Source organism: Neisseria sp. P0021.S007, assembly GCF_051956855.1.
In genome coordinates this window covers 1-459 of the sequence record NZ_JBQCXA010001583.1, presented here as the reverse complement: position 1 = coordinate 459, position 459 = coordinate 1, and the positions used below count along the sequence as shown (strand labels likewise).

At 48.6% G+C, this 459-nt stretch carries 1 pseudogene; it reads left to right on the top strand.

The features are described 5' to 3' along the window. Positions 1 to 304 (top strand): annotated as a pseudogene (locus tag ACTHUR_RS20380) (MFS transporter); the annotation flags it as partial. Positions 305 to 459: the final 155 nt, after the last annotated feature.

Here is a 459-nt window from a genome sequence, read left to right as displayed (position 1 = left end):
CTTCATCAGCAACCAATACGCGCTGGTGTTGTCTTACATCTTAATCGGCATCGCTTGGGCGGGCATCATCACTTATCCGCTGACGATTGTAACCAACGCCTTGTCGGGCAAACACATGGGCACTTATTTGGGCTTGTTTAACGGCTCCATCTGTATGCCCCAAATCGTCGCTTCGCTGTTGAGCTTCATATTGTTCCCGATGATGGGCGGTTTGCAGGCCAATATGTTCTTGGTAGGGGGCGTCGTCCTGCTGCTGGGCGCGTTTTCCGTGTTCCTGATTAAAGAAACACACGGCGGCGCATAATTTTCTTCATTTATCGGCAGGAGGGTCGTCTGAAACTTCTGCCGACGCTTTATCCGATTGAATAAGACGAACCGTATTTCAAAACGGTTTGCCATAAAACCATCAAAACAGGAGCTTTACGATGTACACAAGAATCATGGAAATCAGCCCTTGGA